Consider the following 21,105-nt stretch of genomic DNA (forward strand, 5'->3'; position numbering starts at 1 on the left):
AAGAACAAGCAGTTGACCAGTACCATCCCCAGAGTGTTCTTTGTGATCGGCCCGGCAGGTTCGGGAAAATCAAGCGTCAGCCGGCACCTTGCGGAGCGGTTTGGCGCGGCTCACATCGACAAGGACACCGCAACCATCCGCTTCACGGAGCTGCTGTTGAAGCTCAATGGCTCGGATCCCAACGAGCGGGACAACAATGAGTTCTACCAGAACACCATAATGCCGCTGGAGTACGGGGCCATCCTTGACCTCAGCCGCGACAACCTGAGGGCGGGCAACTCTGTGGTGCTCGACGCCCCCTTCGGTAAGTTCTTCTCCGACGACGACTATCTGGCGAAGGTCAAGGACCGGCACCAGTGGCCGGAGGCTGAACTCATTGTGGTCCACGTCCGGCTCGCCGGGGACGCATTGCGCCAGCGGCTGCTTGCCAGAGGCTATCCGCGGGACGAGTGGAAGCTTGCCAACTGGGAAACGTTCTGGGCGGGGGCCCAGGGCGACTCCTGCCGGTGGAAGCAGGCGCGCCACCTCGATTTCGACAACAGCGGTGCATCCGTGGATGTCAACGACTTCGCAACCCAGGTGACCGCAGGGGCTGCGTAGGGTCACGAGCACCCCGGCTGACGACGGCGGGACGAACTGCCGTCGTCAGCCGGGGTGCTGTTTCATGTACCGGTGCGCTGGGGCGTTCCGCTGGATTGGCGTGGGATGAGTGTGGGCATGGCTCGGCGGATGAGGGGTTCGGTACCTGGATTGACGATGAGATCGATGGCGGTGGCTGCTATCTGGTCCAGGGGAACGTGCACCGAGGTTAGGGGCGTCGGCAGCCGGGCGGACAGCGGGGTGTCGTTGTATCCGACCAATGCCAGATGGTCGGGGATGCTGACCCCGTGGCGGTGGGCCGCCGCCATTACACCCATGGCGATGTTGTCATTGGCGGCGAAGATGGCTGTCGGGCGGGATTGCGGTGTTCCTGCGAGGAGCGTTTCGCCGGCCGTGTAGCCATTTTCGATGCCGTACCCGGCAGCGATAAGCCATTCTTCGCGCGGCTGGATGCCTGCTTCATGGAGTGCTTTGCGTGCCCCTGCCAAGCGTGCAGTTCCGGTGGAGGTGAAGGCGGGGCCGGTGACGACAGCAATGTTGCGATGGCCCAGGTCGATGAGGTGGCGTGTGGCGAGGTAGCCGCCAACCTCGTCGTCTCCGAGCGCCGAGGGGCTGATGCCGTCAGTTCGGAGCACTAGCGCATGCGCTACACGGCGCTCGCGCAGCAGCCGGGGCAGTTCGTCATCGAGTCGCGCCGTGGCCAGAATCAGCCCGTCGACGTTTCTATCGAGGAGTGTTTCGGCCGCCCTGCGCTCATCCACGGGATCATCTCCGCTGGTGGCGACCATCGCAAAGTAGCCCCGGGAGGACGCTGCCTTTTCGAGTTCTTCGAACATCAGCGCCATAACCGTGTCGCTCAGACGCGGGACAAGGACACCAAGGGTTCGGGTCTCACCACGCCGCAAGCTTGAAGCAAAAGAGTTCCGGCGGTACCCGAGTTCCTCCGCGATCTTACGGACATGGGCTGCCGCCGCGGATCTGGAGGTTGTGCGTTCATCCAGGGCACGGCTGGCCGTGGAGATGCTCACGCCGCTGGCAGCGGCAACGTCCTTCAGGGTAACGATAGCTGCGGGTAAGGCCTGCTCCATCGCGGTTCTCCTCTTCAGCAAGGGTGTAACAGCCACTCTATTCCTCCTTCTTGCAAACGTTCTCTTGACAGTGAGCTGCGACACGTGCAAACTTGAAAACGTTCCCGCAAACGTTCTCATCATAGCGGGACTACCGAACATCAAAGAAGACAAGAAGGTAGCTGCAATGGCACTCGATCTCCGGGGACTTAACCCCGCACCTGTCACCCCGTTCACCGAAGATGGCGCTGTCGACTTCGCTGCAATCCAGCGCCTGGGTTCGTGGCTCGGATCGATTGAGGGCGTGAAGAGCCTCGTCGTTCTGGGGCACGCCGGCGAAGGCACGTTCCTCACCGAAGAGGAGCAGCTGGACGTGATCCGCGCGTTCGTGGCATCGACCGACGGCCGGGTACCGGTTGTGGCTGGCATTACGAAGGAGGGCAACAAGACGGCGGCCCTCGAAGCCAGGAAGGCCGTCGAGGCCGGCGCGTCAGCTGGTCTCGTCTACCCCTCGCACGGGTGGCTGCGCTTCGGCTACCAGAAGGGCGCGCCCCAGTCGCGCTATCAGGAGATCTACGACGAATCCGGTCTGCCGCTGATCCTGTTCCAGTACCCGGACAACACCAAGGCAAGCTACGACCTCGACACCCAGCTGGAAATCGCCGGCCAGGAGGGAGTCTTTGCGACGAAGAACGGTGTCCGGAACATGCGCCGGTGGTACACCGAGATCCCCGCGCTCCGCGCCGCGTACCCCGAGCTGCAGGTGCTGTCCTGCCATGATGAGTACCTGCTGCCGACCATGTTCGATGTCGATGGTCTGCTCGTTGGCTACGGCAACATTGCTGCCGAACTGCTCGTTGAACTGATCGAAGCCGGCAAGGCGCAGGACTACCCGCGTGCCCACGCCATTCATGAGCGGCTGCTGCCGGTAACCAAGAACGTTTACCACCGAGGGTCCCACATGGAGGGTACCGTCGCCCTGAAGTGGGGCCTCGTGAACCGCGGCATTCTGGACCACGCCACAGTGCGCACACCCCTCCTGCCCCTGCCCGAGGGCGCAGACACCGAGATTGCGGAAGCCTTCGCCGCCGCAAACATCGGCAAGGTCACCGTCAGCGCCTGATCCACGGATCCTGAGGATGGCGGGAGCAACTCCCGCCATCCTCCCCTAAGCTTTAGCCATCTCCACTCTTGGTCAATGAGGACCCCAGCATCGCTGCTGGAGAAGGAGGACTCGCCATGCGCGAGCCGAACAACACCAAAACCATGGCCGGCGGCCCCAATGCCGCCAGGATCAATGCCGAGCTTGTAGCCCGACTCGAACGGCTCCCGCTCACCCGCCGCCTGACCCTGATCCGCGTGGTCATCGGGTCAGCCACATTCTTCGACGCCTACACCGTCCTGGCAATCGCCTTCGCGATGCCCCAACTGTCCTCGGAATGGCACCTGAATGCCGGGGAAATCGGAATGATCCTTTCCGCCGGGTACGTCGGCCAGATCTTCGGGTCCCTCTTCTTCGGGCACCTCGCCGAAAGAATCGGGCGACTGCCCGTCCTGCTCTTTACGATCCTGCTCTTCGTCTCCATGGACATCGCCTGCCTGTTCGCCTGGGGCGCCACGTCCATGATCATCTTCCGCTTCATCCAAGGCATCGGCACCGGCGGCGAAGTACCGGTCGCCAGCGCCTACATCAACGAATTCGTCGGGGCGAGGAAGCGCGGCAGGTTCTTCCTCCTCTACGAGGTGATCTTCCCGGTCGGGCTGATGTTTGCCGGCATCGCCGGCTACTTCCTGGTCCCTGTCGTGGGCTGGAAAGCCATGTTCATCGTCGGCATCGTGCCGGCCCTGCTCACAATCCCCATGCGCTGGCTGATGCCTGAATCACCGCGCTGGCTCGCATCCAGGGGTCACGTCCACAAGGCCGAGACGGTCGTCGCCATGCTCGAAAAGGAAGCAGTCAAGGCAGGACATACACTCTCCGAACCCGTGGTGCGGCCCGTTGACCCCAAGGCCACGGCCCGCACCGACTGGCGCGAACTGTTCTCCGGGATATACAAAAAGCGCACCTTCATGATCTGGATGCTCTGGATCTGCGTCTACATGGTCAACAACGGTCTGGTCACCTGGCTGCCGACACTCTACAAGCAAACCTTCAACCTGCCCCTGCAAACCAGCCTCGCCTACGGCTGGGTCACGTCCGCCGTCGGCGTTGTGGCCTCCGCCCTCTGCGCGCTGCTCATCGACCGCGTAGGCCGTAAACGCTGGTACACCGTCGCCTTCCTGGCCGCGACCGTCCCGCTCGTCATTCTCACCGCCCTCGGCGCCGTCTCAGCAACCCAGGTGGTCGTGTTCGCCAGCATCGCCTACGCCATCCTGCAGACCATCTCCTTCTCGCTCTACCTCTACTCCGCCGAGCTGTACCCCACCCGGCTCCGCGCCATCGGCACCGGCTTCGGCAGCGCCTGGCTCCGGGCAGGCTCCGCCATCGGCCCCATCCTGGTCGGCTGGATCGTGGACAACTACGGAATCAGCCTCGTATTCACCGTCTTCGCAGCCGTCGCCCTCATCGGTGGCCTGGTGACTGTCTTCTTCGCCATCGAAACTAAAGGCCGGGTCCTTGAGGAACTCTCGCCCTAACTCCGTCGAACCCGCCTCAATAGCAGCGCCACGCACCAACTCCGGTCCGTGGCGCTGCCGTTGTCAGTCAAGGACTACGCCCGGAACATGGCTTCCCGGTCTGCCCTGATCGCAAGTGCGAGCATCGCAGGGTCGGCCCTGGCCTACTGGCTGAATCGATACGGCGGGCGCTCGCGCTGCTCCCAGACGGGCAAAACGTCGACCTCAAAGGCGCAGGGCTGCAGGTGAGGCCGCTTATGACCCGTCACGGTCATCGATTGGCAGAATCCTATAGGCGGGTGCCACCATTATTGGATGCTTGAGGCAACTAAACCCCAGAAGTCCCCGGACGGAACAACACCCGTCAACCCCGCTCTCGAAGTAGAAAGCAGGATTGCCCGCATCGCGGTGACGGTATTCCCCATCCTGGTGGTCGTCGCAGGTATCCTCGGTTTCCTCCTCCCCGGAGTCTTCAAGCCCATGGGGCCGGGCGTTCCCTACCTGCTGGGCATCATTATGTTCTGCATGGGCCTGACCCTGACCCCGCCGGATTTCGCTGCCGTGGCCAAGCGGCCGTGGGCAGTGGCGCTGGGCATCGTTGCCCACTACGTCATCATGCCCGGCGCCGGCTGGCTGATCGCGGGTGCCCTCAACCTCAGCCCGGAACTGGCCGTCGGCGTGATCCTGGTGGGCTGTGCTCCCTCCGGCACGGCCTCGAACGTGATGGCCTTCCTGGCCAAGGGCGACGTTGCCCTGTCAGTGGCAGTCGCATCGGTGTCCACCCTGATAGCCCCGATCGTCACCCCGCTGCTGGTCCTCTTCCTGGCTGGCTCATACCTGCAGATCGACGCCGCCGGCATGGTCCTGGACATCGTCAAGACCGTGCTGCTGCCGGTGGTCGCCGGACTCCTGGCCCGGCTGTTCCTCAAGAAGCTCGTAGCCAAGGTGCTGCCGGCACTGCCGTGGGCCTCCGCCGTCGTGATCTCCCTGATCGTGGCCATCGTGGTGGCCGGGAGCGCCAGCAAGATCATCGACGCCGGCGCCATCGTGTTCCTCGCCGTGGTGCTGCACAACGGCTTCGGCCTGGGCCTGGGCTACCTTGCGGGCAAACTCGGCCGCCTGGATGACAAAGCCCGCCGCGCCCTTGCCTTCGAAGTGGGCATGCAGAACTCCGGCCTTGCATCGACCCTCGCCATCGCCCACTTCACGCCGCTGGCCGCACTGCCGTCCGCCGTCTTCTCCCTGTGGCACAACATCTCCGGCGCCATCGTGGCTGCCTGGCTGGCCCGGCGTCCGCTGCAGGACAAGCAGGCCTAAGCAGCACGTTTCCAGCAGGCCATTTCGGGTACAGGAACCGGTAGGGGCAGCGCCGTCGACGCTGCCCGCCGGTTCCTGCGAGGAGATGGACAGATGGCTCGGATTGACCGAATAGCTGAACCATGGGGGACACGGACGCCATACGCCAGCGGCGGTGAATGGCCGGTCAGGGTGGACACGCACCTGGCCGAGGGGGTGGCCGCGGAGGACGTGGACCGGTGGGTCCAGACGGCGTCGCTCCTTCACTCAAACGGCGATGCCATGGACATCGCCGTCAAGGACAACCGGATCGTCGGCGTGCGCGGGCGGGCCTCGGACCGGGTCAACCACGGCCGGCTTGGACCGAAGGACCTGTACGGCTGGCAGGCGAACGCCTCCCCGGACCGGCTCACCAAACCCCTGATCCGCGAGGGCGGGAAACTGGTGGAAACGGACTGGGACACCGCCATGCAGCGCATCCTGGACCGGTCCAAGGCGCTGCTCGCGGAGCAGGGCCCCAGCGCCCTCGGTTTCTACACCACCGGCCAGCTCTTCTCCGAGGAGTACTACACCCTGGGCACGCTGGCGCATGGGGGCATCGGCACCAACCACGTGGACGGCAACACCCGGCTCTGCACCGCGACGGCGGGGGAGGCGCTGAAGGAGTCCTTTGGCTGCGACGGCCAGCCCGGCTCCTACACGGACGTGGACTACGCCGATGTGATCGCACTCTACGGGCACAATGTGGCCGAGACCCAGACGGTCCTCTGGACCCGGATGCTGGACCGGCTGGCCGGTCCCAACCCGCCCAAAATCATCTGCGTGGACCCGCGCATGACCCCCGTGGCCAAGGCCGCCACCGTGCACCTCGCTCCGCGGCCAGGCACCAACGTGGCCCTCATGAACGGCATCCTGCACGAGATCATCACCAACGGCTGGGTGGACCAGGAGTACATCCAGGCGCACACCGTGGGGTTCTCCGAGCTGGAAAAAGAGGCCAAGAACTATCCGCCGGCCCTGGTGGCGCAGATCTGCGGCGTCCCTGCGGAGCAAATCCAGGAGGCCGCCGGCATTATCGGCCACGCCGAGCGGCTGCTGTCCACGGTGCTGCAGGGCTTCTACCAGTCCAACCAGGCCACCGCTGCCGCCGTGCAGGTCAACAACGTCAACATCATCCGCGGCATGCTGGGCAAACCCGGCTGCGGCATCCTGCAGATGAACGGCCAGCCCACCGCGGAAAACACCCGCGAATGCGGAGCCGACGGCGACCTGGCCGCCTTCCGGAACTGGTCCAACGACGCACACGTCCAGGACCTGGCCCGGGTCTGGAACATCGACCCCATGGCCATCCCGCACTACTCCCCGCCCACGCATGTGATGCAGATGATGCGGTACGCGGAGGACGGCTCCATCCGAATGCTGTGGGTCAGCGGAACGAATCCCGCCGTCTCGCTCCCCGAACTGGCACGCATCCGCAGCATCCTGGAGCAGGACCGCCTGTTCCTGGTGGTGCAGGACATCTTCCTGTCCGAGACCGCCCAGCTGGCCGACGTCGTCCTTCCCGCCGCAACCTGGGGCGAAAAGACGGGCACCTTCACCAACGTGGACCGCACCGTCCATCTTTCGGAGAAGGCCGTGGACCCGCCCGGCGAGGCCAAGCCGGACCTGGAGATCTTCATCGATTACGCGCACCGGATGGGCCTCCAGGACAAGGACGGGCAGCCCCTGATCAAGTGGCACGATCCCGAGTCCGCCTTCGAAGCCTGGAAGGAATGCACCCGGGGACGCCCTTGCGACTACACCGGCATCACCTATGACAAACTGCGCGGCGGTTCCGGCATCCAGTGGCCGTGCAACGAGGAGAACCCGGACGGCACCGAGCGGATCTACGCGGACGGGAAGTTCTGGGCGCACCCGGAGTACTGCGAAACCTATGGCCGTGACCTCATCACCGGCGCGCCCGTGGAGCCGAAGGAGTACAAGGCCCTGAACCCCGAGGGTAAAGCCATCATCAAGGCCGCCGAATACATGCCGCCGCACGAGCTGCCCAGCCAGGACTTCCCACTCCAGCTCATCACAGGGCGCACGCTTTACCAGTTCCACACGCGCACCAAGACCGGCCGGGCGCCGGAGCTGCAGGCAGCGGCGCCTGACGTCTGGGTTGAGTTGTCGGCGGACGACGCCGGCGCGTACGGGATTGCCGAGGGCGACCTTGCGGAGGTGGAGACACCCCGCGGTTCGGTCCGTGCCAAGGTGCGGATCAGCGGCATCCGGAACGGCGTGCTGTTCCTGCCGTTCCATTACGGCTACTGGGACACTGACGGCGGACACCAGCCGGACGGTGCAGGCAGGGCGGCGAACGAACTGACCATCACCGGTTGGGATGCCGCGTCCAAGCAGCCCATCTTCAAGACGGCGGCGGCAAGGATTACCAGGGTTGCCGGTGGTGACGGCCCGTCCCCGGCGCCCACCACCACAGCGTCGGCGCCGGCCGGCGACTTCCCGGACGACGCGAGGACCAGGGGAATAGCCACAGCCTTGGCCGATGAAGCCACTGAAACGGCAGGAGGGGAACGATGAAATTCGGGCTGGTACTGGAGGAGATGCACCGCTCCGAAAACGACTTGGCGCACCACCTGCTGGTCATCTCGGAGCGGCACAAGGTGGACCACGAGATCTACCACCTGGCCCGGGACCTGGCCCGCTGGTCCCAGCAGCACGTGCGGGAGATCGCGGACATCGCCGGGAACTACGGACAGGACCTGGACCCGGAGCCCCGGGGCGAAATGGGGCTGATGGAAACTGTCCGGGAGAAAGGCAGCGAGATGGTGGGACGGCGCCCCGAAACCGGCATGCTGCTGCTCCGGGACCTGCGCGAACTCTACCTGAAGGCCTGCGGAGTCTCTGCCGACTGGGAACTGCTGGCTCAGGCCGCGCAGGGCATGAAGGACAAGAACCTGCTGGCCCTGGCCGAGAGATGCCATCCGCAGACAATCCGCCAGATGAAGTGGGCAAACGGCAAGTTGAAGGAGTCCGCCACCCAGGTCCTGGTCAGTTAGGGGTATCTCCAACCTTGTTGATCGATCCGGCCACGAGTATGGATTCCAATAGTTGAAACCCGACCGTGGCCGGCCTTCGCCCCCTGCTATCCCTCACATTCCTTGCAGTACTTCTTACCGTCTTTCTCGCGGGCCAACTGGCTGCGGTGATGGACCAGGAAGCAGGACATACAGGTGAATTCGTCTGCCTGTACCGGGACCACCTGGATGAGGAGCTCCTCGTTGGAGAGGTCGGCGCCGGGCAGCTCAAAGCTGTCCGCGAGGTCCGTCTCGTCCAGGTCCGGGGCGGCCTCCCGGCGGCCGGACTTGTCGGACTTCAGCTCCTCCAAAGCGACGTTCGGCTCTTCCTCGGGAGTCACCCGCGGAGCGTCGTAGTCAACTGACATGTGGTGTGTTCTCCTGTCCAGCTGCTGGTGTCCGGATTGTTCCGGACAGATCGACAACGCCGGACGGGGACAACAAATTCCCGCGAGGGCCAGGGTTGTTTCCGCGCAGGGCGCGCGCCGCCTGGACCAGGGCCAGCGGACCCCATACGCATACCAGGTCCCGCGCCCGCCATGCCGTAGTCGGCAATGGGCCGGGGCAGCCAGCCCTCCCGCAAACGGGTGGCACTCCGGGCTGGTGACCATCCATGACATCGTCAACGCCCCGATGACGCGATTGAGACCCCGCCGCACGTAAATGTTGGCATGCTTGGACCCAAGCCCACGTTCCAGGTTCCGGGCGGCCCGACCTTCAGCCGTCGCGGGCCAGCCCCGTGACTCCCGTACGTCAACCATCAACCGATAGGCCCGCCCATGCAGCACGTTCACACCGTTAGTTTCCCGGATCCCCAGCTCTTGGCCGACCTCTCGCCACTCCCCGAAGGGCTGCGGGGCGTGGTGTGGGACATGAAGGACGCTCCGGGGGAGGAGCTGGGTGGCATCGACGGCGTCATCCTGCCCTACATAAACGCCGGGGAAGTGCTGGGGAACCTTGGCAGGGTCCCGGGACTGAAGTTCGTGCAGACACAGTCAACGGGGTACGACGGCGTGTGCGAGGCTGCCGGGCGGGGCGCCGCGGTGGCAAACGCCTCGGGCGTCCATGCAGCTGCCACCGCCGAGCTGGCAGTGGGGCTCATCCTCGCGAAACTGCGGGGCATCGACCAGGCCGTCAAGGACCAGCAGATTGAAAGCTGGAAGCCCCAGCGCCGCCAGTCCCTGGCCGACCGCAAGGTCCTGCTGCTGGGCATCGGCGGGATCGGCAAGGAACTCGCCCGCCGGCTGGAACCCTTTGAAGTCACCGTGACCCGGATGGGAAGCGCAGCCCGCACGGACGCTGGCGGGCAGGTCCACGGCCCGGACGAACTTGTGGCCCTCGCCGCGGACCACGACATCCTCGTCTCCGTCCTGCCCCTGAACGACAAGACCCACCACCTGGTGGGCCGGGATGTCCTGGCTGCCCTGCCCGGTGGTGCGCTGGTGGTGAACGTGGGCCGCGGCGCAGTGGTGGACACCGACGCCCTGACCCGGGAAGTGGTCTCGGGGCGCCTGCAGTGCGCCATCGACGTCGTCGATCCCGAACCGCTGCCCGCCGGCCACCCGCTGTGGTCAGCGGAGAACGCACTCATCACCCCACACATTGGCGGCAATGCCTCCGCTTTCGAACCACGGATCCTCAAGCTCCTGAAGCGCCAGCTGGAAGCCCTGGCCGCCGGCCAAACCCCCGCCAACCTCGTCCAGCAGGGACCCTTCGCATGAGCGCGCTGTTTGACCTGACGGGCCGTGTTGCCCTGGTGACGGGTTCCAGCAGGGGTATCGGTTCGGCCCTTGCGCGGGCGTTGGCGGACGCCGGAGCAACAGTGGTGCTCAACGGCGTCAACGAGGAACGGCTGAAGGACGCCGCCGCGGCCATGGCGGCTGATTTCCCGCCGGGCCGGGTCCACAGCATTGCCTTTGATGTGACCGACGACGTCGCCGCCGCCCGCAGCGTCCGCTGGATCGAGGAGAACGTGGGCCCGCTGGAGATCCTGGTGAACAACGCCGGGATCCAGCACCGGGTGCCCATGCTGGATTTGGACGTGGCGGACTGGGAACGGGTGCTCTCCACGGACTTGACCAGTGCATTCCTGGTGGGCCGGGAGGCGGCCCGGCACATGATTCCGCGCGGGCACGGCAAGATCATCAACATCTGTTCCGTGCAGGCTGACCTGGCCCGTCCCACCATCGCCCCGTACATCGCGGCGAAGGGCGGGCTGCGGAACCTCACCCGCGCCATGACCGCCGAGTGGGCCGCTTCGGGGCTGCAGATCAACGCCGTGGCACCCGGGTACATCCACACGGAGATGACGCAGAACCTGGTGGACGATGAGGAGTTTAACGCCTGGATCCTGGGCCGGACGCCCGCGCACCGCTGGGGCACCGTTGAGGACCTCGCCGGTCCTGTGGTGTGGCTGGCCTCGGACGGCTCCAACTTCGTGAACGGACAGACCATCTTCATCGATGGCGGAATGACGGTGGTGGTCTGATGACGCTGAATACTGAGAGCCTCCCTGCCTTCGGGCCGGCCCTGGTGGCCCATGCGGCCGGGGACCTGCGCATCGACGAGGTCCCGCTGCCCCAGCCCGCACCGAACGAAGCCGTGGTCGAGGTCGCGTTCGGCGGCATCTGCGGCTCGGACCTGCACTACTGGCTGCACGGGGCCGCGGGGGAGTCCATCCTGAAGGCTCCGCTGGTCCTGGGCCACGAAATCTCCGGCGTGGTGGTGCGCCCGGCAGCGGACGGGTCAGGCCCGGAGGCCGGGACCGCCGTCGCCGTCCACCCCGCCACCCCGGGCCCGGGCGCCGCAAGATACCCGGCGGACCGGCCGAACCTGTCCCCGGGCTGCACGTACCTGGGCAGCGCAGCCCGCTACCCGCACACCGACGGCGCCTTCAGCCGGTACGTCACCCTGCCGGTGCGGATGCTCCGGCCCCTCCCACTGGGCATGAGCCTGCGCACCGCGGCCCTGATCGAACCGGCGTCCGTCGCCTGGCATGCCGTGTCCAGGGCGGGGGATGTCCGGGGAAAGACCGCGCTGGTCGTCGGCTCCGGGCCCATCGGGGCCCTCGCCGTCGCCGTCCTGAAGCGTGCCGGCGCCGCCCGCATCACCGCCGTCGACCTCCATCCCAAGCCCCTGGAGATCGCCACGGCCGTCGGCGCGGATGACGTGATCAACGCCGCGGACACCGAAGCCATCGCCGCCGTCGAGGCCGACGTCGTGATCGAATCCTCCGGCAACCACCTCGGCCTTGCCTCCGCCATCAATGGCGCGGTGCGCGGCGGGACCGTGGTCATGGTCGGTTTGCTGCCCACCGGCATGCAACCGGTCCCCATCTCACTGGCCATCACCCGCGAACTGGACCTCAAGGGCTCCTTCCGCTTCAACAACGAAATCGACCACGTCATCGCCGCCCTCGCAGACGGCTCCCTCCACATCGAGCCCGTCATCACGCACCAGTTCCCGCTGGCCGACGCACTGCACGCCTTCGAAGTAGCGAAGGACTCCACAGCCTCCGGCAAGGTCCTCCTCAGCTTCGGCGCACCGGGGGAAGGCCAGTGAGCGGCAAGCTGCCACCACTGGTGGTGATGGGCGTTTCCGGGTGCGGCAAATCCACTGTCGAGGGTGCCATGGCCAGGGCAGGCCTGGAAGGACACGACGCCCCGCTCAAGGAGGCCAGGGTCATCGCCGCTGAAATCCTGGATGCCTTGTGAACCCTGCCCCAACCCACCGGAAGGCCCAACTGCGGGGAGCGCTGGCGGTTGTGGCTGCGTCCGTGCTCTGGGGGACCACCGGAACCGCCGCCACCTTCGCCGCCGGCGTGAGCCCGCTGGCCATCGGCGCCGCTGCGATGGGCCTGGGCGGGTTGTTCCAGGCGCTGTACGCTGCGCGCCACATCGCCATCCAAAAGGGCAGCCTGCTCGAACAGTGGCGCCTGGTCTTGCTCGGCGCCATGGCCGTCGCCGTATACCCACTGGCCTTCTACAGCTCAATGCACCTCTCCGGCGTGGCCGTGGGAACCGTAGTCTCCATCGGCTCCGCCCCCGTGGCGGCTGCCCTCATCGAACGGTTCGCGGACAGGAAACCGCTGGGCCGCCAATGGATCCTCGGGGCGCTTCTGGGAGTAGGCGGCGCCGCCCTGCTGTCCTTCGCCGGGCACGCTCCGGCAGCGGCGATGCAAACCGGAGGCTTGCCGGGCGCAGGTCTGCCCCCCGATGGCTGGAGTTCGACGGCGGGAATCCTCCTTGGGCTGCTGGCAGGCACCACCTATGCCTTGTATTCCTGGGCCGCTCACCGCCTGACCGGGCAGGGCCTGTCTTCCAGGGCTGCCATGGGCGCCGTCTTCGGAACGGGCGGGCTCCTCCTCCTGCCGGTCCTGGCCGTTACCGGCGCCCCGCTGATGGAGTCCTGGGGCAATGCCGCCGTGGGCGTGTACATGGCTGCGGTGCCCATGTTTGCCGGTTATCTTCTATTCGGCTGGGGCCTGGTCCGGGTGGGAGCGAGTACGGCCACGGGCATCTCCCTGCTGGAGACAGTGGTTGCTGCCGTTCTGGCCGTGTTGGTGGTGGGCGAGAGGCTCCCTGCACTCGGCTGGCTTGGCGCCGCCGTCGTACTGGCCAGCCTTTTCATCCTGACGCCGGGGCCGCGCCGGCCGCGCGAAGTACCAGGACGAGGCAGGGGACGCCAGCGGTCAGCCGGTGGGCTGCCGTCCCGCGCTTCGGGCCAGGACGGTGGAGCCCAGCAACAGGCAGGCGCCCAGCCCCAGCAGCAGAATCCCTAAGACCACCGCGCCAGGGGCGGGGATACCTGCCCCTGCAAGGACCAGCACCAGGCCGATCAGCGCGGCCGCAATCCCCGGGAACAGGCCGGCGGGGAAGCGGCGCGTGGGGTAGCCGGACAGCAGTTCCATGGCCAGGTGGGGATCGTCTGCAATCAGCCCCAGTTCCAGCTCCTTGAGCAGGCGTCGCTCCTCATCGGACATCGGCATGGCGGGCCCCTGTTTCCCCTGGGAGGCGGTATTCGGTATCGACCGTAGGAGTCTTCTACCGGTTAGTCAATAGCGCCGCCAACCGCCGGTCACTCCGGAACGTCGTAGCGCAGTTGGGTGCCCAGCACCCGCACCCCCTTGGTGGGAACGTGTGGAACCGCTTTGTTCGGCGGCATCAGGTGTTCAACCGGCAGGCCGGCCAGCAGGACGCAGTGGTCGGAGATCAGCCTGCGGTGGCAGCGCCACCAGAGGGTTTCGCTGCACATGATGGCCGTCCGGGCCGCTTGGGATCCGGCAACCAGTTCGGCAACGGCCGCCGTAAAGTCTTCGCTGCGCATGTACGCGGCATAGGCGCGGAAGGAGTCATTGCGCAGGGCCGTATCAGGGGAGTCCGGAGGCAGTTTCCGGAAGCCGCCCAGCCGCCGCTCCCAGCGGTAGCTGATGCCGGCGGCGGGCAGCCATTCGGCCATGCGGTCCTTACCGAAATGGGGATACTTGCGGCTGCCCGGCCCAATCCGGACGTCCACCAGCGACGCCACCCCTGCGCCGCTGAGCAGGCTGGTGAAATCCTCCTGGGACGCGGTGCCGTGACCTACGGTGAACAGGGCCTTCATCGAAGCCATCATAGGCATCGGACCGTGCAGCTCTGCCGGCGGACATCAGAACGTACGACGGCGGCACTGGCCTTCCCGGGGTACGGCACCTTGGGGCGTGGCGGGCGGATGCCTGCTACCGCCGTCGTAATTCCGCGAACTCGATGGAGGGCACGATGGCGCCCGCGTCCCGCTCCACGAAGTTGGTGCCCGGCGGCACCAGGTCGTCAATCGCGTCGAGGACCGTCTCGCCAAGCTGGACATCTGCCGCTCGGAGGTAGGCCTGGAGGTGTTCGCCGCTGCGGGGCCCGATGATCACGCTGCTGATGGCGGGGTGGGTAAGTGCAAAGCCGACGGCCAGGTCCACCAGCGACAGCTCCAGCTTGTCTGCCAGACGGGCCAGTGCATCCGCCGCCAGCAGCTTCCGCTCACTCGAAGGCCCGGAGATGTCGTACCGGCCGGGCAGGGTGTGGACCCGTGTGGGTGGCCTGCCGGACTCAAGGACGAAGCTGCCGGAGAGCCAGCCACCTGCCAGGGGTCCGTATGCCAGGACGCCCAGGCCGTACTGCTGGGCGATGGGCAGGACATCGCGCTCGTTGCCGCGGACCAGCATGGAGTACGGGACCTGGTTACCCACCGGCGGGATGAGGTGGTTGGTGGTGGCCAGCCACTGCGCTTCCACCAGCTGCGCCGGAGTGAACACTGAGGTTCCGTAATACAGGATCTTTCCCTGGCGGATCAGGTCGTTGAGGGTGGTGATGGTTTCCAGGAGGTCGGTGTTGTAGTCCGGCCGGTGGGCCTGGTACAGGTCGATGCGGTCCGTCTGCAGCCGCCGGAGGCTGCCCTCCACGGCCTGCGTGATCCAGCGCCTGGAGTTTCCGGAGTGTGCCGGGTTGAGGCTCATCTGGCCGTGGAACTTGGTGGCCAGGAAGACGTCGTCCCGGCGGCCGCGCAGCGCACGGCCCACCACCTGCTCGGATTCTCCCTGGGAGTAGACATCCGCCGTATCGATCGCGGTGATGCCGGCATCCAGTGCCGCGTGGATGATGCGGATGCTCTCATCCGCTCCCGTCGGGGCGCTGTGCGGGCCGCCGGCACCCTCGCCGAAATTCATGGTGCCAAGGGTGAGCGGACTGATAGGCGTCCCCGACCGTCCGAACAACCGCAGTTCGCTAAGGCTCATTTCCGGTCTCCTCCATGTAATCGCCGTGCCCTGGATCGTCATGAGGCTACACAGATTTGAAGGGCCGCCCCAGACTTCCGCCTTAGTCCTTCTCTTTTCGTCGCGCGGAGTAACCGGGGCCGTCCGAATGACGTTTTGTGGCGCGCACACAGCAGGCAAGAGCGCCTATATTGAGGCATGGGCAACCCTAAGAGCGATGATCAGTTCGTCCAGCTGCACGACCTCGTCATCGGCAGCAGCAACGTGGCTGACCTCGTTGCTGAGCTTTCCGCGGTGGCCGCTGCAAACCTCAGCGATGCGGCTGGCGTCTTGATCGAATGCGGCGTCACGCTCCGCCGCCGCAAACGCAGCACCACGATCGCCGGCAGCAGCGAACGTGCGGCGCTCCTCGACAAGCTGGAGCAGGCCCTGGGGGACGGTCCCTGCATAGCATCGCTGGAAGCCATGAAGCCGGTGGTCCTTCCTGACGTGAAAACCGACACCCGGTGGCCCGACTACCAGAAGGTGCTGGCCGAAAACGGCTGCCGCAGCGTGCTGGGTGTTCCCCTCGCCCTGGACGAGAACCAGGCGGCGGCACTGAATTTCTTCGCCTCAGAACCCAACGTCTTTGCCCCCGACGTCATCGGCCGTGCGGAGGGGTTCGCGGACCTGGCCGGACGGGCGCTCAGGCTGGCGCTCCGGATCGCCGACGCCCAAACCCTGGCGGAGGACCTGAAGTCTGCCATGGCCAACCGCACCGCAATCGACGTGGCCTGCGGGGTGATCATGGCGCAGAACCGGTGTACCCAGGATGAGGCAATGGCCATGCTCACCAAGGCGTCCAGCCACCGGAACCAGAAGCTGCGGGACCTCGCGGGGGAGGTCATCGGCCGGGTCAGTGACGGAACGGTGACCACGCACTTCGATCCCTAGAAACGGCCGCCGCCTCCATTCCGGTCCTGCCCCGGACATATACCGCGCCGGTTTCGCCACCACGCCGCCCTGCAATAATCTGAACCAACGGATGTGCACGGGGGTGTCAGCGCCCGGGTACAACAGCAGCACTGTAAGTTCCGGGACCATCACAGACGAGGCGGACACCCATGACGGCTTCAGACCAGCAGCACGCACCACGGCCAGCTTTGCCCGCAGACCCTCCCGCCGCTGCCCCTGAGCCGGTGAATTCCCACCTCCTGCACCAGCTTGCCGACGCGCATGGTGTCGGGACATCCTTCCAGGGCTGGGACGGGCTGCCACACTCCGTTTCCCAGGAGACCCTGGTTAAGGTGCTGGCCGCCCTGGGCGTGGATGCACGCACCAACCAGGACATTGAAGCTGCATTGGCGGAGGCAGACCTGGCGCCCTGGCGGCAGGTGCTGCCGCCCGCCGTCGTCATCAAACAGGGTGAGCCCGCCCAGGTGCCGGTCCATGTCCGGGATGGTGCCACCGCACGCCTGACCATTGCCCTTGAGGGGGGAGTTGGATCCCGGGAGGCCGTCCAGCAGGATGTCTGGGTCCAGCCCAGGGACGTGGACGGCGTCTCCACCGGCCGTGCCACGTTCTCCCTTCCCGCCGACCTGCCGTTGGGCTGGCATGCCCTTCATGCAGAGTCGGAGGGCCGCACGGCCACTGCCACGCTGGTGGTGACGCCGGCGCGGCTGGCCACCGCCAAGCCGCTGGAGGAGCGTCGCGGCTGGGGACTGGCCACGCAGCTGTATTCGGTCCGGTCAAAGAGGTCATGGGGCATCGGCGACTTTGCCGACCTGGCAGACCTGGCGGCCATCAGCGGAGCCCGCGGCGCCGATTACGTGCTGGTGAACCCGCTGCACGCCGCGGAGCCTGTTCCGCCGGTCCAGCCCTCGCCGTACTCGCCGTCCACCCGCCGGTTCTTCAACCCGCTGTACATCCGCATCGAGGCCATCCCGGAACTGGCCTACCTCCGGCCGCGCAAACGCGCGGCGCTGGAAAAGCTGCACGAGGAAGTTGCGGGCCTTAACAGGGAAGGCGGACACCTGGACCGGGACGCCGTGTATGCCGCCAAGCTGCAGGCCCTGGAAATGCTGTACCACACGCGCCGGTCGCCCGCCCGGCAGGCCGCCTTCGACGAGTTCTGCCGCATCTCCGGCAAGGGGCTGGAGGATTTTTCGCTCTGGTCCGCCATCCGCGAGGACCTGGCCCCCGGCGATCCCTTGTGGAAGGACCCGGCCTATGCCATTGGGACGCCGGAGGTGGAGGCGCTCCGGGAAAAGCTGGCTGACCGGATTGGCTTCCACCGCTGGCTGCAGTGGATCTGCGACGAGCAACTGGAGAACGCCCAGCGGGCTGCCCTGCGGTCCGGGATGCGGCTCGGAGTGGTGCACGACCTCGCCGTCGGCGTGGATCACAGCAGCGCCGACGCCTGGACACTGCGGGGAGTCCTGGCCCCGAACACCAGCGTGGGCGCGCCGCCGGACATGTACAACCAGCAGGGCCAGGACTGGGGCCAGCCGCCATGGCACCCCCGCCGGCTGGCAGAGGCGGGTTACGAGCCGTTCCGCAAAATGCTGGCCAACGTCCTCCGCCACGCCGGCGGCATCCGCGTGGACCACATCCTGGGCCTCTTCCGGCTGTGGTGGATCCCCATGGGGAACGCCCCGGGGGACGGCGCCTACGTCCGCTACGACCACGAGGCACTCATCGGCATCCTCGCCCTCGAGGCGCACCGTGCCGGGGCAGTGGTGATCGGGGAGGACCTGGGCACCTTCGAGCCGTGGGTGCGCGACTACCTTGCGGCGCGCGGCATCCTGGGGACGTCCATCCTGTGGTTTGAGTACGACGGCGATTCGCCCCTTGCGCCGGAAAAGTACCGGATGCAGGCGCTCGCCAGCGTGAACACCCATGACCTTCCGCCCACGGCCGGCTACCTGGCAGGGGACCACGTGGCGCTGCGAAGCAGGTTGGGCCTGCTGGAGCGGTCCGAGCAGGAGGAACGCGCTGAGCACAACGCATCCCTTGAAAAGATGTTTGCCCTGCTGCGCGAGCGCGGTTACCTCTCCGAGGGGACTGCCGGCGCCGGGACGGCCCAGGCGGCGGCCGAGGAGCACACCATCGAGGCGCTGCACCTGCTCCTGGCCCAGGCGCCGTCCGTGCTGCTTGGCGTGGCCCTGGTGGACGCCGTGGGGGAGCGGCGGGTGCAAAACCAGCCAGGTACCACCGAGGCGTTGTATCCCAATTGGCAGGTTCCGCTGGGCGGACCGGACGGCAAACCCGTCTATCTGGATGACCTTCCCGGCAACAAGCGGTTCAACGCGCTGCTCGCGGCGGTGGAGGGATCCCTGCATGGGTCCTGAGTAACGGCTTAAGCGCCGTGGCCCCGCCGCTCCTGGAAGCGGCGGGGCCGCGATGCTTGTCGGGCGGCTAACCTTGCCGGCAGTGATCAAATGGCGGCGACGAGGGCGGTCGGAGACCGGGTGGACAGCATGTGCAGCACCGGGCCGGGAAGGCCGGTGGCGGGGTCCAGTTCGAAGGTGGCAATGGTGTGTGACCGTTCATGGGCCACGTGCAGCCATCTTCCCCGGACCAGGTGGTGCCGCGGCCAGTTCCCGCCGCTGTCAAAGTCCTTGACGGGGATCAGTTCGGCGCCGTCCGCTGCAGCTTCAAGGACACTGATGAGGTTGGAGCCGCGGACACCGGCGTAGGCGAAGTGTCCCTGCGGGTCCAGGCAGATCTCAGCGGCGGAGTCGCCTTCCTGGCTGCCGCCCGCAGTGGCAGGTCCGCGGAATACCAGCTCGTATATGCCGGCCTCGGGGCGGACCACGAAGACTTCCACGGAGTACTCCGACACGATGAAGACATTTCCGTTCGGGTGCTCCACCATGTGCCGCGGACCGCTGCCGCAGGGGAGAACCACCTCGTGGTCAGCCGCCAGTCCGGTGCCCGGCTCGTACTTCCAAATCCGGAGGGTGTCGTGGCCCAGATCGGTGGTCATGATGCGGCCATCCTGCAGCATCAGGCTGGCGTGGGCGCGGCTTTGCCTCGGGCTGCCGGGAGAAACGCCGGCGTGGGGATCAACCGACGGCGCAGCGGGGTACGGCCTTGTCATGCCGCCGTCGGCATCCAACTCGTAAAGGAGGACCTGCCCGTCACCCCAGCAAGCGGCGGTAACAAAGCGGCCGCGTGGGTCGACGGCAACATGGCAGGTGGCCTCGCCGGCCGGCTGCGGTTCACCGGACTGTTCAAGGCCAAAGTCACCCACGCGCCGGTATGCCTGGACCGTCTTTCTTTGCTCTGCTGCCGCGTACACCAGGGGCAGTCGCGGGTGGACGGCCAAGAACGACGGCGAGGGTGCCTGGACCGCCGTACCCAACCATTCGAGGCTGCCGTCCTGGCGCTCGCGGACAGCGCCGATGCCGTCTGCGAGGCCGCCGCCGTCCGCAGTATAGGTGCCGATCCAAATGATGCTGCTGGCCGCATTGTTGTTGGCTGCATTGTCGTGGGCTGCGCCGGTGGTCATGGTCCCATCCTGCCAACACCCTGATCCTATTCCCGTGCATCAGGCCACCGATTAGCATAAAATTCCGGCCAAAGCTGAAGGAGGTGGGTGCGATTATTGCTGCACCAGTTTTGGCTTACCCCTCCCTCCGCCCTTCGGAGATCCGGGCCTAGCCGGCATGGAGGTGCCCATCCGCTACCCGGGAGGCGCTGCTCCGGATCCTTTTCGAGTACGGGGTATTCATGGCCCGTACCCGCCCGCGGACTTCGACCGGATCGTCCCCCTGTTGAGGTCTGTGGGTTGTGTTTTCGCCGAAGAGGAAGCCCGGCTCCTGCTGGCGGAAGCGGCCAGTCCTGCGGAACTTTCCCGCAATGTCCAGCGTCGGATGGAGGGCGTCCCCTTGGAGCACATCCTGGGCTGGGCAGAATTTGCGGGGCTGCGTGTCCTGGTTAAGCCCGGCGTCTTCGTGCCCAGGCGCCGAACTGAGCTGCTGGTCAACGGCGCTCTTGCCTTGTTGCAGAACCACTTACTGCCGGAATCCCCGGTGGTGGTTGACCTCTGCTGCGGATCCGGGGCCGTGGGAGCGGCAATCCTTCAATGCGTCCCGCAGCTGGAACTGCATGCGGCTGATGTGGAACCAGCAGCAGTGCGGTGTGCCCGCCGGAACCTCGAACCCCTGGGCGGCCACGTCCACGAGGGTGACTTGTTCGAAGCACTTCCGCCCGCGCTCCACGGCCATGTGGCAGTCCTCGCCCTCAACGCTCCATATGTCCCTACCCAGGCAATTTGCACCATGCCGCCGGAGGCACGCCTGTACGAACCTGTTGCGTCGCTCGACGGCGGCCCGGACGGGCTGGATTTCCACCGCCGGGTTTCCACAGAAGCTGGGGCATGGCTCTCGCCTGGTGGTCATCTGCTGATCGAAACCAGCCAACGGCAGGCGGCCGGAACCTCCGCACTTCTTGCCGCAGCCGGGTTCGCCGTGGAGACGGTTCATTCGGAGGAACTGGATGGGACTGTGGTGGTAGGACGTGCGCCGGAAGGAACCCGCAGCACTAGATCACTAACCTGAACAGCCTTGTGTCTGTCCGGGTTGTGACAGCGGGCTGCTGATTCAAGGCAGCTTTGCGCTCCCATGTCCTTCTTGTGGGTGGGGTGGTGGGGGTGGTTTGAAGTAGTGGTTTTGTTGGGGTGTTTGGGTGGGGTCGATGTGGGGTGGGGGGATGAAGGTTGGGG

Annotated in this window: 20 protein-coding genes; 14 read left to right on the plus strand and 6 right to left on the minus strand. The window is 66.3% G+C overall.

What is annotated here, in order from left to right; genetic code table 11:
- Window positions 1-12 precede the first annotated feature (12 nt).
- On the plus strand, window positions 13-600 hold the full coding sequence (locus J2X98_RS15275; protein ID WP_141944284.1) for an AAA family ATPase: 588 nt from the start codon (window positions 13-15) through the stop codon (window positions 598-600).
- A 62-nt stretch (window positions 601-662) separates the two neighbouring features.
- On the opposite strand, the gene J2X98_RS15280 is transcribed toward J2X98_RS15275, so the two are convergent.
- Window positions 663-1,688 (minus strand): LacI family DNA-binding transcriptional regulator, encoded by a 1,026-nt coding sequence (locus J2X98_RS15280; protein WP_307309719.1) that lies wholly within the window; start codon window positions 1,686-1,688, stop codon window positions 663-665.
- Window positions 1,689-1,854: 166 nt separating this feature from the next.
- Here J2X98_RS15280 and J2X98_RS15285 point away from each other — a divergent pair, with 166 nt between their 5' ends.
- The 5 genes from J2X98_RS15285 to J2X98_RS15305 all read left to right on the plus strand — a co-directional run bounded on the left by J2X98_RS15285 (window position 1,855) and on the right by J2X98_RS15305 (window position 8,638).
- Window positions 1,855-2,790, plus strand: a complete 936-nt coding sequence (locus J2X98_RS15285; protein ID WP_307309720.1) for a dihydrodipicolinate synthase family protein — start codon at window positions 1,855-1,857, stop codon at window positions 2,788-2,790.
- A gap of 116 nt (window positions 2,791-2,906) precedes the next feature.
- On the plus strand, window positions 2,907-4,304 hold the full coding sequence (locus J2X98_RS15290) for an MFS transporter (RefSeq protein ID WP_307309722.1): 1,398 nt from the start codon (window positions 2,907-2,909) through the stop codon (window positions 4,302-4,304).
- A 294-nt stretch (window positions 4,305-4,598) separates the two neighbouring features.
- Window positions 4,599-5,600, plus strand: a complete 1,002-nt coding sequence (locus tag J2X98_RS15295; RefSeq protein WP_307309725.1) for a bile acid:sodium symporter family protein — start codon at window positions 4,599-4,601, stop codon at window positions 5,598-5,600.
- A 93-nt stretch (window positions 5,601-5,693) separates the two neighbouring features.
- Window positions 5,694-8,159 carry a molybdopterin oxidoreductase family protein gene (locus tag J2X98_RS15300; protein WP_307309727.1) on the plus strand — a complete coding sequence of 822 codons (2,466 nt, stop codon included), beginning with the start codon at window positions 5,694-5,696 and terminating at the stop codon, window positions 8,157-8,159.
- A complete protein-coding gene (locus J2X98_RS15305) occupies window positions 8,156-8,638 on the plus strand; it encodes a hypothetical protein (RefSeq protein WP_141944272.1) in 483 nt (160 codons plus the stop codon). The genes J2X98_RS15300 and J2X98_RS15305 overlap by 4 nt, the downstream gene beginning before the upstream one ends.
- Window positions 8,639-8,724: 86 nt before the next feature.
- On the opposite strand, the gene J2X98_RS15310 is transcribed toward J2X98_RS15305, so the two are convergent.
- Entirely contained in the window at window positions 8,725-9,024 is a 300-nt protein-coding gene (locus tag J2X98_RS15310; RefSeq protein WP_141944270.1) for a DUF4193 domain-containing protein, read from the minus strand.
- A gap of 411 nt (window positions 9,025-9,435) precedes the next feature.
- Here J2X98_RS15310 and J2X98_RS15315 point away from each other — a divergent pair, with 411 nt between their 5' ends.
- From J2X98_RS15315 to J2X98_RS15335, 5 genes are read left to right on the plus strand one after another with little or no spacing between them, the layout of a single operon-like run.
- The gene (locus tag J2X98_RS15315) at window positions 9,436-10,377 is read left to right on the plus strand and encodes a 2-hydroxyacid dehydrogenase (RefSeq protein WP_307309734.1); all 942 of its coding nucleotides are present in this window, start codon (window positions 9,436-9,438) and stop codon (window positions 10,375-10,377) included.
- Complete coding sequence (locus tag J2X98_RS15320) at window positions 10,374-11,144, plus strand: SDR family oxidoreductase (protein ID WP_307309736.1); 771 nt, start codon at window positions 10,374-10,376, stop codon at window positions 11,142-11,144. Before J2X98_RS15315 ends, J2X98_RS15320 begins: the two co-directional genes overlap by 4 nt.
- Window positions 11,144-12,217 (plus strand): L-idonate 5-dehydrogenase, encoded by a 1,074-nt coding sequence (locus J2X98_RS15325; protein ID WP_307309738.1) that lies wholly within the window; start codon window positions 11,144-11,146, stop codon window positions 12,215-12,217. Before J2X98_RS15320 ends, J2X98_RS15325 begins: the two co-directional genes overlap by 1 nt.
- Window positions 12,214-12,369 carry a hypothetical protein gene (locus J2X98_RS15330; protein WP_307309740.1) on the plus strand — a complete coding sequence of 52 codons (156 nt, stop codon included), beginning with the start codon at window positions 12,214-12,216 and terminating at the stop codon, window positions 12,367-12,369. Before J2X98_RS15325 ends, J2X98_RS15330 begins: the two co-directional genes overlap by 4 nt.
- Window positions 12,366-13,436, plus strand: a complete 1,071-nt coding sequence (locus tag J2X98_RS15335) for a DMT family transporter (RefSeq protein WP_307309743.1) — start codon at window positions 12,366-12,368, stop codon at window positions 13,434-13,436. The genes J2X98_RS15330 and J2X98_RS15335 overlap by 4 nt, the downstream gene beginning before the upstream one ends.
- Here the strand turns inward: J2X98_RS15335 and J2X98_RS15340 are convergent.
- The 3 genes from J2X98_RS15340 to J2X98_RS15350 form a co-directional block, all read right to left on the minus strand.
- Window positions 13,347-13,643: a DUF3040 domain-containing protein gene (locus J2X98_RS15340; protein WP_307309745.1), complete on the minus strand. Its 297-nt coding sequence runs from the start codon at window positions 13,641-13,643 to the stop codon at window positions 13,347-13,349. The genes J2X98_RS15335 and J2X98_RS15340 overlap by 90 nt on opposite strands.
- Window positions 13,644-13,732: 89 nt before the next feature.
- The gene (locus J2X98_RS15345) at window positions 13,733-14,257 is read right to left on the minus strand and encodes a DUF488 domain-containing protein (RefSeq protein ID WP_307309748.1); all 525 of its coding nucleotides are present in this window, start codon (window positions 14,255-14,257) and stop codon (window positions 13,733-13,735) included.
- 115 nt (window positions 14,258-14,372) lie between these two features.
- The gene (locus tag J2X98_RS15350; RefSeq protein WP_307309751.1) at window positions 14,373-15,419 is read right to left on the minus strand and encodes an aldo/keto reductase; all 1,047 of its coding nucleotides are present in this window, start codon (window positions 15,417-15,419) and stop codon (window positions 14,373-14,375) included.
- 177 nt (window positions 15,420-15,596) lie between these two features.
- On the opposite strand from J2X98_RS15350, the gene J2X98_RS15355 reads away from it, so the two are divergent.
- The gene (locus J2X98_RS15355; protein WP_307309755.1) at window positions 15,597-16,331 is read left to right on the plus strand and encodes a GAF and ANTAR domain-containing protein; all 735 of its coding nucleotides are present in this window, start codon (window positions 15,597-15,599) and stop codon (window positions 16,329-16,331) included.
- A gap of 170 nt (window positions 16,332-16,501) precedes the next feature.
- On the plus strand, window positions 16,502-18,727 hold the full coding sequence (gene malQ / locus J2X98_RS15360) for a 4-alpha-glucanotransferase (RefSeq protein WP_307309758.1): 2,226 nt from the start codon (window positions 16,502-16,504) through the stop codon (window positions 18,725-18,727).
- Window positions 18,728-18,813: 86 nt separating this feature from the next.
- On the opposite strand, the gene J2X98_RS15365 is transcribed toward malQ, so the two are convergent.
- Window positions 18,814-19,890, minus strand: coding sequence for a lactonase family protein (locus J2X98_RS15365; RefSeq protein WP_307309760.1), 1,077 nt, complete (start codon window positions 19,888-19,890; stop codon window positions 18,814-18,816).
- A 157-nt stretch (window positions 19,891-20,047) separates the two neighbouring features.
- Between J2X98_RS15365 and J2X98_RS15370 the strand changes: the two genes are divergently transcribed.
- Window positions 20,048-20,941: a putative protein N(5)-glutamine methyltransferase gene (locus J2X98_RS15370; RefSeq protein WP_307309762.1), complete on the plus strand. Its 894-nt coding sequence runs from the start codon at window positions 20,048-20,050 to the stop codon at window positions 20,939-20,941.
- The last annotated feature ends 164 nt before the right edge of the window (window positions 20,942-21,105 follow it).

This window comes from Pseudarthrobacter enclensis, assembly GCF_030811655.1.
GTDB classification, from domain to species: Bacteria; Actinomycetota; Actinomycetes; order Actinomycetales; family Micrococcaceae; genus Arthrobacter; species Arthrobacter enclensis_A.

Coding starts and splice junctions, on each gene's coding strand:
- J2X98_RS15280 (WP_307309719.1), bottom strand. CDS start 1,688: ATGGAGCAGGCCTTACCCGCAGCTATCGTTACCCTGAAGGACGTTGCC.
- J2X98_RS15285 (WP_307309720.1), top strand. CDS start 1,855: ATGGCACTCGATCTCCGGGGACTTAACCCCGCACCTGTCACCCCGTTC.
- J2X98_RS15290 (WP_307309722.1), top strand. CDS start 2,907: ATGCGCGAGCCGAACAACACCAAAACCATGGCCGGCGGCCCCAATGCC.
- J2X98_RS15295 (WP_307309725.1), top strand. CDS start 4,599: ATGCTTGAGGCAACTAAACCCCAGAAGTCCCCGGACGGAACAACACCC.
- J2X98_RS15300 (WP_307309727.1), top strand. CDS start 5,694: ATGGCTCGGATTGACCGAATAGCTGAACCATGGGGGACACGGACGCCA.
- J2X98_RS15305 (WP_141944272.1), top strand. CDS start 8,156: ATGAAATTCGGGCTGGTACTGGAGGAGATGCACCGCTCCGAAAACGAC.
- J2X98_RS15310 (WP_141944270.1), bottom strand. CDS start 9,024: ATGTCAGTTGACTACGACGCTCCGCGGGTGACTCCCGAGGAAGAGCCG.
- J2X98_RS15315 (WP_307309734.1), top strand. CDS start 9,436: ATGCAGCACGTTCACACCGTTAGTTTCCCGGATCCCCAGCTCTTGGCC.
- J2X98_RS15320 (WP_307309736.1), top strand. CDS start 10,374: ATGAGCGCGCTGTTTGACCTGACGGGCCGTGTTGCCCTGGTGACGGGT.
- J2X98_RS15325 (WP_307309738.1), top strand. CDS start 11,144: ATGACGCTGAATACTGAGAGCCTCCCTGCCTTCGGGCCGGCCCTGGTG.
- J2X98_RS15340 (WP_307309745.1), bottom strand. CDS start 13,643: ATGCCGATGTCCGATGAGGAGCGACGCCTGCTCAAGGAGCTGGAACTG.
- J2X98_RS15345 (WP_307309748.1), bottom strand. CDS start 14,257: ATGAAGGCCCTGTTCACCGTAGGTCACGGCACCGCGTCCCAGGAGGAT.
- J2X98_RS15350 (WP_307309751.1), bottom strand. CDS start 15,419: ATGAGCCTTAGCGAACTGCGGTTGTTCGGACGGTCGGGGACGCCTATC.
- J2X98_RS15355 (WP_307309755.1), top strand. CDS start 15,597: ATGGGCAACCCTAAGAGCGATGATCAGTTCGTCCAGCTGCACGACCTC.
- malQ (WP_307309758.1), top strand. CDS start 16,502: ATGACGGCTTCAGACCAGCAGCACGCACCACGGCCAGCTTTGCCCGCA.
- J2X98_RS15365 (WP_307309760.1), bottom strand. CDS start 19,890: ATGACCACCGGCGCAGCCCACGACAATGCAGCCAACAACAATGCGGCC.
- J2X98_RS15370 (WP_307309762.1), top strand. CDS start 20,048: ATGGAGGTGCCCATCCGCTACCCGGGAGGCGCTGCTCCGGATCCTTTT.